This window comes from Rhizobium sp. R86522, from assembly GCF_042466255.1.
GTDB lineage: Bacteria > Pseudomonadota > Alphaproteobacteria > Rhizobiales > Rhizobiaceae > Allorhizobium.
The window spans coordinates 2,635,175-2,648,622 of sequence record NZ_JAXHBX010000001.1 but is presented as its reverse complement, the minus strand read 5'-3'; the positions used below and the strand labels follow the sequence as shown (position 1 = coordinate 2,648,622).

General features: G+C 63.2%; 15 protein-coding genes. 9 read left to right on the top strand and 6 right to left on the bottom strand.

Annotated elements, in window-relative coordinates; all coding sequences use genetic code 11:
* Positions 1–49: 49 nt before the first annotated feature.
* From dxs to SJY08_RS12960, 3 genes are all read left to right on the top strand, one after another.
* The gene (gene dxs, locus SJY08_RS12970) at positions 50–1,969 is read left to right on the top strand and encodes a 1-deoxy-D-xylulose-5-phosphate synthase (RefSeq protein WP_153761643.1); all 1,920 of its coding nucleotides are present in this window, start codon (positions 50–52) and stop codon (positions 1,967–1,969) included.
* 311 nt (positions 1,970–2,280) lie between these two features.
* Positions 2,281–3,465 carry an MFS transporter gene (locus tag SJY08_RS12965; RefSeq protein ID WP_377276094.1) on the top strand — a complete coding sequence of 395 codons (1,185 nt, stop codon included), beginning with the start codon at positions 2,281–2,283 and terminating at the stop codon, positions 3,463–3,465.
* A 3-nt stretch (positions 3,466–3,468) separates the two neighbouring features.
* Positions 3,469–3,810 (top strand): YkgJ family cysteine cluster protein, encoded by a 342-nt coding sequence (locus tag SJY08_RS12960; RefSeq protein WP_153761645.1) that lies wholly within the window; start codon positions 3,469–3,471, stop codon positions 3,808–3,810.
* Between the two features lie 5 nt (positions 3,811–3,815).
* On the opposite strand, the gene SJY08_RS12955 is transcribed toward SJY08_RS12960, so the two are convergent.
* Positions 3,816–4,145, bottom strand: coding sequence for a hypothetical protein (locus SJY08_RS12955; RefSeq protein WP_377276092.1), 330 nt, complete (start codon positions 4,143–4,145; stop codon positions 3,816–3,818).
* Positions 4,146–4,340: 195 nt separating this feature from the next.
* On the opposite strand from SJY08_RS12955, the gene SJY08_RS12950 reads away from it, so the two are divergent.
* The 3 genes from SJY08_RS12950 to SJY08_RS12940 all read left to right on the top strand — a co-directional run bounded on the left by SJY08_RS12950 (position 4,341) and on the right by SJY08_RS12940 (position 5,764).
* A complete protein-coding gene (locus SJY08_RS12950; protein ID WP_054148921.1) occupies positions 4,341–4,943 on the top strand; it encodes a superoxide dismutase in 603 nt (200 codons plus the stop codon).
* Positions 4,944–5,090: 147 nt separating this feature from the next.
* Positions 5,091–5,498: a hypothetical protein gene (locus SJY08_RS12945; protein ID WP_153761647.1), complete on the top strand. Its 408-nt coding sequence runs from the start codon at positions 5,091–5,093 to the stop codon at positions 5,496–5,498.
* Positions 5,499–5,506: 8 nt separating this feature from the next.
* Positions 5,507–5,764, top strand: coding sequence for a DUF2188 domain-containing protein (locus SJY08_RS12940; RefSeq protein ID WP_054148923.1), 258 nt, complete (start codon positions 5,507–5,509; stop codon positions 5,762–5,764).
* 92 nt (positions 5,765–5,856) lie between these two features.
* On the opposite strand, the gene SJY08_RS12935 is transcribed toward SJY08_RS12940, so the two are convergent.
* From SJY08_RS12935 to SJY08_RS12915, 5 genes are all read right to left on the bottom strand, one after another.
* On the bottom strand, positions 5,857–7,872 hold the full coding sequence (locus tag SJY08_RS12935) for a methyl-accepting chemotaxis protein (protein ID WP_377276089.1): 2,016 nt from the start codon (positions 7,870–7,872) through the stop codon (positions 5,857–5,859).
* Positions 7,873–8,100: 228 nt separating this feature from the next.
* Entirely contained in the window at positions 8,101–9,126 is a 1,026-nt protein-coding gene (locus SJY08_RS12930) for a DUF4424 domain-containing protein (protein WP_377276087.1), read from the bottom strand.
* 82 nt (positions 9,127–9,208) lie between these two features.
* The gene (locus tag SJY08_RS12925; RefSeq protein ID WP_153761650.1) at positions 9,209–9,772 is read right to left on the bottom strand and encodes a biotin transporter BioY; all 564 of its coding nucleotides are present in this window, start codon (positions 9,770–9,772) and stop codon (positions 9,209–9,211) included.
* A 32-nt stretch (positions 9,773–9,804) separates the two neighbouring features.
* Entirely contained in the window at positions 9,805–10,410 is a 606-nt protein-coding gene (locus tag SJY08_RS12920; protein ID WP_377276085.1) for an energy-coupling factor transporter transmembrane component T family protein, read from the bottom strand.
* Positions 10,404–11,084, bottom strand: a complete 681-nt coding sequence (locus SJY08_RS12915) for an energy-coupling factor ABC transporter ATP-binding protein (protein WP_377276083.1) — start codon at positions 11,082–11,084, stop codon at positions 10,404–10,406. The genes SJY08_RS12920 and SJY08_RS12915 overlap by 7 nt, the downstream gene beginning before the upstream one ends.
* Positions 11,085–11,258: 174 nt before the next feature.
* Between SJY08_RS12915 and SJY08_RS12910 the strand changes: the two genes are divergently transcribed.
* The 3 genes from SJY08_RS12910 to SJY08_RS12900 all read left to right on the top strand — a co-directional run bounded on the left by SJY08_RS12910 (position 11,259) and on the right by SJY08_RS12900 (position 13,447).
* Positions 11,259–12,446 (top strand): winged helix-turn-helix domain-containing protein, encoded by a 1,188-nt coding sequence (locus SJY08_RS12910; RefSeq protein WP_377276081.1) that lies wholly within the window; start codon positions 11,259–11,261, stop codon positions 12,444–12,446.
* Between the two features lie 86 nt (positions 12,447–12,532).
* Positions 12,533–12,892: a GNAT family N-acetyltransferase gene (locus SJY08_RS12905; RefSeq protein ID WP_377278587.1), complete on the top strand. Its 360-nt coding sequence runs from the start codon at positions 12,533–12,535 to the stop codon at positions 12,890–12,892.
* A gap of 120 nt (positions 12,893–13,012) precedes the next feature.
* A complete protein-coding gene (locus SJY08_RS12900; protein ID WP_377276079.1) occupies positions 13,013–13,447 on the top strand; it encodes an antitoxin Xre-like helix-turn-helix domain-containing protein in 435 nt (144 codons plus the stop codon).
* Position 13,448: the final 1 nt, after the last annotated feature.

The following is a 13,448-nucleotide window of genomic DNA, read 5'->3' as shown; positions in this document are numbered from 1 at the left end:
GTCGGGGGATGGTATCGCGCATCCAAACAGACTGAAGAGGCATCAGCCCGTGACATCTCTGCCCGATACCCCGCTCCTGGACAAGGTCAAGCTCCCGAAAGACTTGAAGGCCATTGAGGATCGCGACCTGCCGCAGCTGGCGCGCGAGGTCCGCGACGAGATGATCGACGCGGTGTCGAAGACGGGAGGGCATCTGGGCGCCGGCCTCGGCGTCGTCGAACTGACGATCGCCATCCACAAGGTCTTCGAAACGCCGGATGATCGGCTGATCTTCGACGTCGGACACCAGTGTTATCCGCACAAGATCCTGACCGGTCGCCGCGAGCGGATCCGCACGCTGCGCCAGGAAGACGGCCTCTCCGGCTTCACCAAGCGCGCGGAAAGCGAATACGACCCCTTCGGCGCGGCCCATTCCTCGACCTCGATTTCCGCAGGCCTCGGCATGGCGGTCGCGGCCGAGCTGTCGAAGACTGACCGCAAGGTGATCGCCGTGATCGGCGACGGCGCCATGTCCGCCGGCATGGCCTATGAGGCACTGAACAATGCCGGCGCCCTCGACGCTCGCCTGATCGTCATCCTCAACGACAACGATATGTCGATCGCTCCGCCGACGGGCGCGATGAGCGCCTATCTCGCGCGCCTCGCCTCCGGCCGCAGCTACATGGGCTTCCGCGAATTCGGCAAGAAACTGACCGCCTATCTCGGCAAGACCGTCGACCGCGCGATCACCCGCGCCGTTGAGCACGCCCGTGGTTACGTCACCGGCGGCACCATGTTTGAAGAGCTCGGCTTCTACCACATCGGCCCGATCGACGGTCATTCCTTCGATCACCTGCTGCCCGTTCTGCGCAATGTCCGCGACAACGCCAAGGGCCCCGTGCTGATCCATGTCGTGACCCAGAAGGGCAAGGGCTACGCTCCGGCAGAGGCCGCCGCCGACAAGTATCACGGCGTCAACAAGTTCGACGTCATCACCGGCACCCAGGCCAAGGCCAAGCCGAACGCACCGGCTTACACCGCCGTCTTCGCCGATGCGCTTGTCGAGGAAGCCCGCCGTGACGAGAAGATCGTCGGCGTCACAGCTGCAATGCCCTCGGGCACCGGCCTCGACAAGCTGCAGTCGCTCTTCCCCGAGCGCACCTTCGATGTCGGCATTGCCGAACAGCATGCGGTGACCTTTGCAGCCGGTCTTGCTGCCGAAGGCTTCAAGCCGTTCTGCGCGCTCTATTCGACCTTCCTGCAGCGCGGCTACGACCAGGTCGTGCATGATGTCGGCATTCAGGGGCTGCCGGTGCGATTTCCCATCGACCGCGCTGGTTTCGTCGGCGCCGATGGCCCGACCCATGCCGGCTCCTTCGATACCGGTTTCCTTGCGGCTCTCCCCGGCTTCGTGGTCATGGCCGCGGCCGACGAGGCGGAGCTGAAGCATATGGTCCGGACCGCAGCTGCCTATGACGAAGGTCCGATCTCCTTCCGCTATCCGCGCGGCGAAGGTGTGGGCGTTCCCATGCCCGAACGCGGCGAAATCCTTGAGATCGGCCGTGGCCGCATCGTCAAGCAGGGCTCCAAGGTCGCACTCCTCTCCTTCGGCACGCGTCTGGCCGACTGCCTGCTGGCCGCGGAAGACCTCGACGCATCAGGCCTCTCGACCACGGTTGCCGATGCCCGTTTCGCCAAGCCTCTGGACCACGACCTGATCCGCCAGCTCGCCCGCCACCATCAGGTGGTGGTTACGGTCGAAGAAGGCGCCGTCGGCGGCTTCGGCAGCCATGTCATGCATTTCCTCGTCAACGAGGGCCTGCTCGACAACGGGTTGAAGGTCCGCTCGCTCGTGCTGCCGGATGTCTGGATGGACCAGGCCAAGCCGGAAACCATGTATGCCAAGGCCGGCCTGGATGCTGCCGGCATCCTGAAGACGGTTTTCGCGGCGTTGGGCCAGGACGTGCCGGGGGTTATTGCGGCGGGTTGACCTAGGGGTTTGATGCGACCCTAACCTGTCTCAGGCAAGCCCCCCTCTGCCCTGCCGGGCATCTCCTCCACATGGGGGGAGAGCGACTGACCGGCCGGCCTATTCCCCGCCTTTGAGGGCGTTAAGCGCAGCGTCATACGTGGCGCTCCGCTCTCCCCCCTTGTGGGGGAGATGTCACGCAGTGACAGAGGGGGGTATTGTTACAGGCATGATAGCCGTGACGCTCTCGCCTCCCTCTCTGGACTTCCCCCAATCCCCCCGCTAGACCGGGCCTTCAATCGACGGGCGGTGAAACGCGCCTCGGAGGCTCCATGCACACGGCACACACCACGGATATCGCAGCCGACATCGCGCCTGATTGGGCGGCGATCGCGGTTGTCATTCTGGGCGTCACCGCCTTTGCTGTGGGGCAGGGGCTCACCTATCCGTTGATCTCGCTGATCCTCGAAAGCCGGGGTGTCTCCTCCAGCATGGCGGGCTTGAACGCCTCGGTCTTTGCGCTCGGCCTCGCCTCGTCGACGCTGCTGATCGGCAGACTGACGCAGAGGATACGCGGCGACCGGCTGATCGTGGCCTCGCTGCTCGGGGTGTCTGTCTGCCTCGCCACCTTCGCAGCCTTTGACCAGCTCTGGGTCTGGTTCGTCGCCCGCTTTCTACTCGGCTTCTGCACCAGCATCATCTACACGGTTTCCGAGGCCTGGCTGAACACCGCCTGTCCGGACCGCCTGCGCGGCCGCGTCTCCGGCGCCTATAGCGCTGGCATGTGTGCAGGCTTTGCCGCAGGTCCGCTCGCCATTCCGCTTCTCGGCATCGAGGACGGCTTCGCCTTCGCGCTGACGGCGGCCTATGTCGCCCTCGTAGCCTTCGCCTCGGTCATGCTCGGTCGCTATGCCAAGACCAAGCCGGAAGCCTCGGAAGCCGGCGGGCTCCTCACTTTCGTGAAAATGGCGCCGGTCCTGACCCTGATGGTCGTCGCCTTCGGCTTTTCGGATATCGCGGCGATCTCGATGATCCCGCTCTATTTCGTCGAACGCGGCTACAGCCAGAACTTTGCGGCCTTCGTCGTCACCATGGTGGCGCTGCCGACGGCACTCGCCCAGCCCTTTGTCGGCTGGCTGCTCGACCGGCTGTCGCGGCCCGTCATCGCCGTCTCCGGCTCGGCAATCGCTGCTGTCGCCTTCCTCGCTCTGCCCTTCATGACCTCGCAGGCAGCGCTGCTGGTCACCATCTCGATCCTCGGTGCTGCAAGCTTCTCGCTTTATACCGCAGCGCTGACCCTGCTCGGCGAGCGCTTTCGTGGTGGCCTGCTGGTCTCGGGTGCCGCCGTTTTCGCACTCGCCTACGCCATAGGCAGTGCCGCCGGCTCCGGCAGCACGGGGCTGACCATGGATCTGATCTCCGTCGATGCCGGGCCTGTCTTCGTCGGCCTGTTGATGCTGGGCTTCACCGGTTTCTTCGCCATGAACCTGATGCGCGTCCGCGCCGCGAGGCGCTGAGCCATGCTCGAAACCTCTCCGCCCGAGATCTTCGACTGCCAGGCCTGCGGCGCCTGTTGCGCCTATTCCGCCGACTGGCCGCGCTTTTCCATGGAAAGCGACGAGGAAATCGCCGCCATCCCCGAGGCGATGATCGCCAAGGACGAAAGCGGCATGAAGTTCGAGAATGGGCGTTGTGCGGCGCTGACCGGCGAGGTCGGCAAACATGTCGGCTGCGCGGTCTATCTCGTGCGCCCGCATGTCTGCCGCACCTGCATGCCCGGCGACGAGGAATGCAAGATCGCCCGCACCGAGTTCGGCTTTCCGATCGATGGCCTGCCGGAGCCTGATATCTACGAGGCCTGACCTCTTCAGGGGATGCTGATGACCACCTGGTCAGCCGGCAGTTCCCCGCCGATTTCCGCTGCCTGGCTCTTCTTGTCATAGACGCAGATCGAGCTGACGATCGCATCGGCCCCGACGGCCTTGCCGGTCAGGATCGCCACGCCATAGCTCTCCGTCCCGAAGGGATCGACAACCACCTTCGGCTGCTCGATCCGGCTCTCGGCCAGCACAGTGCATTTGGCAGCGACATCCCTGGCGAATTCGTCCCAGGCATCGCCCGACGAGGCGAGCGCCGATGAGGCGAAGGGAATGAAGGCGAGCGCGGTAGCCACAAGAAGCGGGTGGGAACGGAACATGGGGGACCTCGGTTGGGTGCATTGTGGCGCGGAGCGTCGGCCGGAACGCCAAGTCGTGCAAGTCCAAAAACGGAAGACATTTCTTTCCCTTGGAGGCCGGAATTTGGAAGGGCAAAGGTTGCCTGAGCGATGTTCCGCACCTATGTTCCCGTCACCTGCCAAACCGCAATCCATTTGCCAAAAGGAGATCTCACCATGGCCTTCGAATTGCCCGCCCTCCCGTATGCTTACGACTCGCTGGCACCGTTCATGTCGGCTGAAACGCTCGAGTTTCACCACGACAAGCACCACCAGGCCTATGTGACCAACGGCAACAACCTCCTGAAGGATTCGGGCCTCGAAGGCCTGTCGCTCGAGGAAGTCGTCAAGCAGTCCTACGGCAAGAACGCCGGCCTCTTCAACAATGCCGGCCAGCACTACAACCACATCCACTTCTGGAACTGGATGAAGAAGGATGGCGGCGGCAACAAGCTGCCCGGCAAGCTTCAGGCTGCAGTCGACAGCGATCTCGGCGGCTATGACAAGTTCAAGGCCGATTTCGTCGCAGCCGGCACCACCCAGTTCGGCTCGGGTTGGGCCTGGCTCTCCGTCAAGGACGGCAAGCTCGAAATCTCCAAGACCCCGAATGGCGAAAGCCCGCTGATCCACGGCGCGTCCCCGATCCTCGGCGTCGACGTTTGGGAACACTCCTACTACATCGACTACCGCAATGCCCGTCCGAAGTACCTCGAAGCCTTCGTCGACAGCCTGATCAACTGGGATTATGTCCTGGAAATGTACGAAGCCGCGACGAAGTAATCGTCCAGCAAAATGCGCTTTTTGACGCCCGGTGCCTCGCACCGGGCGTTTTTCGTTTCTGACGTGCTCTCACATTCTGCAAATGGAACCATCCGGCATTCGCGACGTTTCCTCGGCAACAACACGAACAACGGAAAGGGTATCACCATGGCGTCTTCCAACCTCCAGGCAGAACTTCGTGAACTGCGCGAACAGATGAATGATCTGAAGGACATGATCAGCCGCGAAGCGGGCCGCAGCAGCCGCAACATGCGCAACCGCGCCTCCGAAGCGCTGGACGAAGCGGGCCGCGCGGCTTCTTCCGTGACCGGCTACGACCGCGATGACATCCGCAACCGGGCGTCTGATGTCGTCAACGGTGCCTCGCGCACGGCCCATGTTGTGGCTGATTATGCTCGCGAAGGCGCCGATACGGTCGCTGGCGTGGTTCGCCGTCATCCGGCAGCCGCCACCTCCGCCGGCCTGATCACGCTCGGCATCGTCGGCGGTATCGTCGGCTACCTGCTTGCCAATTCCACTCCTCCGGCCCGCGACAGCCGCTGGCGCTGGAACTGAGACCTGCCATGGTCAAGGTCACCTATCACGTCGTGGAGCATGACGAAGGTTATGCCTACCGCCTTGGCAACGTCTATTCGGAGCCGTTTCCGACACACGACGAAGCGGTGGCTGCAGCCCGCAAGGCCGCAGGCGCCCAGCAGCTTGCCGATGGCGACGCCGAAATCAGCTGGCAGGACGCCGAAGGCGAGTGGCATCACGAACATGCGGACGGTGCGGACCGCCCCATGACGGACGTCGTCGATGATGTCGAGGACGACCGGTAGCCTGACGGTTTCGAGTTCAGGCAAAAGGGAAAGCCCGTGGCGCAAGCCACGGGCTTTCCTGATTCCGCTGGAAGGTCGCCGGCGCGTGCCGATCAGAATTCCGTCCAGTCCTGCTTTGCCGGTTCTGCGGGCGCCGCAGAACCCATGCTGAAGGCGCGGCCGAGTTTGCTCGCGAGCGCGCGCGCCGGCGACGGGGCAGGCGTATTGGCGGCAGAGGCAGCAGCCGGCTGTCGCGGTGCGGGCCGAGCAGCGGGTGCGGGCGCCGCATACGCGGGCGCCGTTGCGCGGTGCTGCGTCCGGATAGGCGCGGCCGCTGATGCGCCCTGACCCAGACGGAACTGGGCGAGCAGCGTGTTGAGCGAATCCGCCTCCGCCGCCAGCGTATGCGAAGCGGCTGTCTGCTCTTCGACCATGGCGGCATTCTGCTGCGTGCCCTGGTCCATCGCGGTGACGGCGAGGTTGATTTCCTGCAGACCCGTGGCCTGTTCGCGCGCTGCGGTGACGATCGCGCCGACATGGTGGCTGATCTCCTGAACGGCGCTGACGATCTTTTCGAGTTCCGTGCCGGTCTCGCCGACCAGCGCCACGCCATTGCCGACCTGCGCGGTCGAACGTGAAATCAGCGACTTGATCTCCTTTGCGGCATTGGCCGAGCGTTGCGCCAGCTCCCGCACTTCCTGGGCGACGACGGCAAAACCCTTGCCGGCCTCGCCGGCACGGGCCGCCTCGACGCCGGCATTCAGTGCCAGGAGATTTGTCTGGAAGGCGATGTCTTCGATCACGCCGATGATGCTGGAGATTGACTGCGACGACTGCTCGATCTCCGTCATCGCCTGAACGGCGTTCCGGACAACCTCACCGGAGCGTTCGGCACCGGAACGCGTGCTGTCGACGAGCTGACCGACATCTTCGGCGCGTTTGGCCGTGTCGCGTACGGTCTTTGTGACCTGCTCGACGGCAGCGGCCGTCTCCTCGACAGACGCCGCCTGCTGTTCCGTGCGCCGCGCAAGATCGTCCGCGGAAGCGCGGATTTCGGCGGCACCGGCATGGATCGCATGGGCGTTGGCGCCCACGGTTCTCAGCGCCGCATGAAGCTTTTCGAGTGAATCATTGAAGTTGCCACGCAGACTATCGAGATGGGCTGCGAAGGGCTTTTCGAGCCGGAACACGACGTCACCTTCCGAGAGTGCCGAGAGGCCCTTGGCGAGTTCGGTCATCGCGAAGCGCACTTCTTCCGCCTCGCGGGCCTTTTCCGCTTCGGCCTTCTGGCGGTCGGCCTCGGCCTGCTCGCGCATCGCGCGGCGCTCGTCGGACATGCGCGCGCTTTCGATCGCCGCATCCTTGAACACCAGCACGGCTTTGGCCATGCGGCCGACCTCATCGCCACGGTCGACGGCCGGCACTTCGACGGCGTGGTCGCCGGCGGCGAGACGGGCCATGGCATCGGTCATGCCGGTGATCGGCGTGACGATCGAGCGGGCAAGCAGCCAGATCAGCCCGACCGCAAACACGCCGGCGACGGCCGCACCGAGGATCAGCGCCAGTTCGAGGGCGAAATGTGCCGCGTCAAGACGGGCGCGGGTGGCCGCCGTCTCCGTTGCCAGCAAAGTCTTGATGTCGGCGGCCGCAGCCCGGAAGGAATCGAGGGCGCCCGCAGCGCCAGAGCTGCCGATCGTCGCGATGTCTTCGACGGATGTCTGGCCGGCCTTGCGAGCGGCGATCTGCGGATCGGCGACCTGTTTTGCATAGGTTTCGGCGGCGGCCCGCATGGCATCAAGCCGGGAGATGAGTGCATTGTCGCTTGCTGCCAGCGTTTTCGCTTCGATGATCGCTGCATCAAGGGCGTGACGCTCGGTGGTCACCGCGGCAAGCGTGCTTTCGCTGCCGAACAGCAGGTAGCCGCGTTCGTTTGCAGCTTGCTCGGCCATCGCGGTCTTCGCGGCATCGACGAGATTGACGATGCGCTGCGCGCGATCCTGATCGATCAGCGCGGACTTGGCCGTATAGGCCTGCAGGAAGACGACGACGGAGGCCAGGAAACATCCGGCCATGATGGTGCAAAAGGTGAGGATCAGCTTTTTGCTGAGCGAAAGGTTTTTAAGGAACATGATCATGACTTTCGGGCGCGCGATAATTGCGAGACAGCCGGAATGCCGGCGTCCAGATGCAGCGGTGACATGATCCGTTCGGGCGTTTGCGCCTCCATCATGGAGTGCTCAGGGGGACACCGGAAACGATCGATCGCTGGCAATCCTGTCGGAAACGATTTTACAAGCCGTTACCAAGACATGGCCGAATGACCGCAGTCGCCGAATTTGGTAGCAAATGCGACCATTTTACGGGCCTTGCGTGGCCACCTTGTTCGAAACGACGAGAAGGATGTTGAGGTCGCGTTCGGGATAGAAGTCCTTGGCGCGCATTTCGAATGTCGTCGGCCCGGTCTTCTTCACGCCTTGCCCGCAGAAGCTGACGATCGAGTCCGGATTCAGCTTGTCGATGGTCAGGCGAAAGTCGCCAATCGGTCCATACCAGTTGTTGCCTGTGGTCAGGATGTAGGAGAGCCACTGCTCGAAATAGTAGATCCCGGCATCCGGGTTCTGCTTCTTCTCCAGCTTGATCGCAGCCTTCAGAAAGTTGTCATCGACGCAATAGCGCTGTTGGTACTCGGCATAGGCATCCGATGGCTTGCCGTCCCACATGAACACGAGACCGGCACTCCCGCCGACGCTCGGGCGATAGCGATGCTCGACTTCAACGTCTGCGCCGGCCGGGAAGGTCGTCTCCCACCAGTAGATGGATTCGAGTTCCCAGACGGGCACATATTCCGGAGAAGCCTCGCCACCCGTGCCGTAATTGATGTCGGCGATCAGGCCCTTGGCCAGCCAATCCTTGATAACATCGGGTTCCAGCGTCTTCAGCGCTTCCGTCGTTTCCTTGAGGAGAGGCTGCAGCGGGATTTCCTGCTCTTCGACATCTGCGGTGAAGTCGATGCCGCGAACGAGCACACGCTGTTGCAAGTTCGGCTCGATCTCCGCGCCCTCCTGAATGACCGAGAAGTCCATGAAGTTGTCGCTCTGCTCGTCGGGCACCGCCGACATGATCTCGATCGGCCCGCCGATTTTCGGCATTGGGAAGGCAACGATGGTCGTCACCGGCTTGTTGCTGGTATTGCGATAGAGGTATTTCACCTCCACCTTTTCCGGCGAAATGTAGAGATCTTCCCGCGCCATGGTGATCTCATTGCTGCGCGTGAAGACGAGGCCGCCTGCCTCCAGCGTCGCCATGGTGTCGTTTGCCAGGACTGCGGTGGTGGCGAGGGCCTGCAGAGCGCAGGCCAAGATCAGTGTTGGCACGGTCGTCACGGTTCGAAATCCCCCAGACCCAAGAACGGAAAATGCCACCTTAGCGGTGGCATTTCGATTCTTGAACGACGCTTTCTGGGTGTTATGCGCGGGCCGGCAGAAGCGGGTAGCCGACGAGCACGGCGCGCGCTGCAAGCGTGGCAATCGCCGCCTTGACCAGGTCGCCGGGAATGAAGGCCAGCGAGCCCAGGACGACCTTGTCGAAGGGCGTGCCGGCCGCGACCGAGAGCCACGGCATGCCGCAGAGATAGACCACGCCGATGCCGCCGACGATGGAAGCAATGAAGAAGCCGGCCATTTGCTTGGCAGCCGACTGGCCTTCGCGCACGAGCTTTTCGGCGAGGAAGCCAGTGACGAAAGCACCGATGATCCAGCCGAAGATGTAACCGCCCGTCGGGCCCATAAGCACGTTGAGGCCACCGCGACCACCCGAAAGCACCGGCAGGCCGACGGCGACGAGCACGACGAGCAGGGCATAGGCGGCCGCACCGCGCTTCGCCCCGATGATGCAGCCGGCGAGCATGACGCCCATGGACTGCGCCGTGATCGGCACCGGCAGCAGCGGGATCGGCACCGGCGGAATGAAGCCGAGCACGATGATGATAGCGGTGAAGAGGGCGGCGAGCACGATGTCTCTGGTGGTCATTGAACGGGTCCCCGGTAAACTTTCTGGGGTTTTTACTGACCCCTAATCCCCCGGGCGTCAATCGCTTCGGCGATCCGATCGGCATCCTTCAACGTCGAAATGATGAGGGGCCCGAGCATGCGCGAGAGCTTCACCGGAATGCCGCGCGCCGCATGTGCCTCTTTCAGCGCTTCGTAACGCCCGACAATCTCCGGCACGAAACGCAGCACCAGCCCGAGCGCGAGACCGAGATCTGCGGCTTTGAGGAGCCCGAGCCGCTCGAGTGGTCGGGCAAGATCGGTAACGGCGGCCATGAAGTCGGCAATGCTGGTGGAAGCCGTAACGGCAGCCGCGAGGAACAGGATCGCAACGAGCCTGAGCGTGATCACGAGGACCTCTTGCGGCGACAGCAGCAAGAGATTGACCACAGCGAGGAAGGCGATCGTGAAGAGCACGGGCTTCAGCCGCCGAAATCCTTCCGACAGGCCGACACCGGTCGACAGATAGAGAGTGCCGGTGGCGATCAGGGCCAGGGTCAGGGCGAGCGGTTGATGGACAAGATAGAGCGCCAGCCCGAAAGCCATCAGCCCGACAAGCTTCGGCTTGACGGGGATGCGATGGAGAAGGCTCCGGCCCTCCACATGCAGGCTCGTCAGCATCCGGCGATCTCCCGGTAGCGGGCGATGGAGTCCTGGCCTGCGCCATCGAAGGCGAGCACGCCGTCATGGAACACCAGCACGCGACCGAAATCCGCGACGAGGTCGAGATCGTGGCTGATGACCACGGCCTGTTCGGCAAGCCCGTCGATCGCCGACTTCACCCGGGCGCGGTTCTTGAGATCAAGCTGATTGGTCGGCTCGTCGAAGATGACGACGTCAGGCCTGTTGACGCAGACCGCTGCAAGCGCCGCTAACTGCAGCTCACCGCCCGATAGCTCGTGGGGACGCCTCGCCGCGAGATCGCTGATCCCGAACCGGGCGAGGACCTCATCCACCAGTCGATCCACGTCGGGAGCGGCCAGCCCCCGCGCCTTCGGCCCCAGTGCGATATCCTCGCGAATGACCGGCAAAATGATCTGATGGCCCGGGTTCTGGAAGATGAATCCCGTCTTCGCCCGCGCCGCCTTTTCGTCGGTAACGGTATCGAGCCCGTCCAGCATCACCGTGCCCGATGTCGGCTTGGCGAGGCCCGCAATAAGCCGCGCGAAACTCGTCTTGCCCGAACCATTAAGCCCGATCACGCCGATGCGCGGCTCGACGAGCGACAGCGACAGCGGCAAGAGAGCCACGCGGTCGCCGAAGCGCAATTCGGCCTGATCGAAACGGATATGCAAGGCGGAGATTCTCCGAGGGCAGTCCGTGATCCTATAGACCGACAGAGATCATGGTGCCAGAGACCAGTACGTCTTGGAACATGCCGACCGTGACGCGGCCTGACGCGGCAGCTCTCCACTACCACAAGTTTTCGCCCATTGAACAAACCGCGAACATGTCCTAGCCTCTCAGCCATGACGATTCCCGTCCCCAACACGCTCGCGCGAAAGATCTTCCTGGAACGGCAGGGACTGTCCCGCTCGCCGACAAAGGCGCTCGGGCGTCAGGGGCTTTACGACCTGATCCACGATCTCGGCTTCGTTCAGGTTGATAGCATCCAGTGGGTCGAGCGCGCCCATCACCAGATCCTGTTCTCCCGCAACCAGACCTATCGGACCAAAGATCTGCAGCATCTTCTCGAAAAGGATCGCTCGCTTTTCGAGCACTGGACGCATGACGCCTCCGTTATTCCCTCGGCCTTCTTCCCCTATTGGAAGCACCGCTTCGTCCGACGTGAAGAGCGCATCCGGCAGAACTGGGCGAAGTGGCGAGGGGAGGGCTTCGATCAGGCCTTCGAGGAGACCTATGCCCGCATCCGTGACCACGGTCCGGTCATGGCCCGCGATGTGAAGGCCGAGGACCACAAGTCCGGTGGCTGGTGGAACTGGCATCCCTCGAAGACGGCGCTGGAATTTCTGTGGCATACCGGCAAACTGTCGATTGCGCGCCGCGAGGGTTTCCAGAAGGTCTATGACCTCTCCGAACGCGTGATCCCAACCGAACATCACACCGCCGAAGTCGATCACGAAACTTTCGTCGACTGGGCCTGCCGGGCAGCACTCATCCGCCTCGGCTTCGCCACCTCAGGCGAGATCGCCGCCTTTTTCGATATCGTCACTCCCGACGAGGCCAAGGCCTGGATCGTTGCCCATCGTGACGAACTTCAAGAACTGCAACTGGTAACAGTCGATGGGAAACCACGCGCCTCCTTTGCCTTCGCTGACCGGGTTGCATCGCTCCTCGACGCCCCCGAGCCGCCGGCCCGCATCCGCGTGCTCTCGCCCTTCGATCCCCTGATCCGTGACCGGAACCGCACCGAACGCCTCTTCGGCTTCTTCTACCGCATCGAAGTCTTCGTGCCAGAGCCGAAGCGCCAATACGGTTACTATGTCTTTCCGCTCTTGGAGGGCGACCGCCTGATCGGTCGCATCGACATGAAGGCGGAACGCAGGGAAGGTCTTCTCGATGTCCGCCGCCTCTGGCTGGAGCCAGGCGTGAAACCGACGGCCGGTCGCCTCGATAAGCTGGAAGCCGAACTCCAGCGTATCGCCCGCTTTGCCGGCATGGAAACCGTGCGCCTGCAGCCCGGCTGGCTCGGCTGATCAAGACACAATCAACAGGAAAACCAGACGTGACCGACAACAGCGCCTACCGCATCGAACCCCGTGTGCCCGCCGTCGACGACTACATGCGTCTTCGCCTTGAATCCGGCCTCACGCCGTTTGCCCGCGAAGCTGCGGAAAAAGGCCTGCCGAACTCGATCTTTGGCGTCAGCCTGATGCTGGGAGACCAGACCGTTGGCATGGGCCGCATCATCGGCGATGGCGGCTGCTTCTTCCAGGTGACCGACATCGCCATCCTGCCCGCGCATCAGGGCAGGGGGCTCGCGAAATGGATCATGGCGGCGCTCTCCGACTTCATCGCCACGCTGCCGAATACGGCTTATGTCAGCCTGATCGCCGACGTGCCGGCAAACCGCCTCTACAGCCAGTTCGGCTTCGACGAGACTGCGCCGCGTTCGGTCGGCATGGCGCGGCGGGTGATCTGAGGCCGGACAAGCCGCCGCCGGCGTTCCACAATGTCCACTTTGTTGGCCCCAGTGTTGCCGTCCACTTGAAAAAACCTTCAAATGACGCATATTTAGCATGTCACTTGAAGGATGCCGATTATGCTCCATGCCGTCGAACGCAACGCCGTCTCGGATGCCGCTCCGCCTAAGGGCTTCTCGATCGAAGCCGATCGGAAGCGTCTTTCGGCAACTGCGCTCAAAGCCTTTCGCCGTCTGGTCATTCAGTGGGACCTGACGAGCCAGCAGGCGGCGGCCTTGCTCGGGGTCTCGCTCAGCACCTGGGAACGGTTGAAGCCTGAGAGCGTCACGAAAACCCTGAGCCAGGATCAGATGACCCGGATCTCGGCGCTGACCGGCATCTACAAGGCGCTGCATCTGCTCTTCGTCGATGCCATGGCTGATCGCTGGCCGATGCTGGAAAATACCGGGCCGCTCTTTGATCGCCGCACGCCGGTCGCTGCCATGATCGAGGGCGGGATCCCGCATATGCTGGAGGTCCGCCGCTATCTCGACGCCGTGCGCGGGGGCCTCTGAC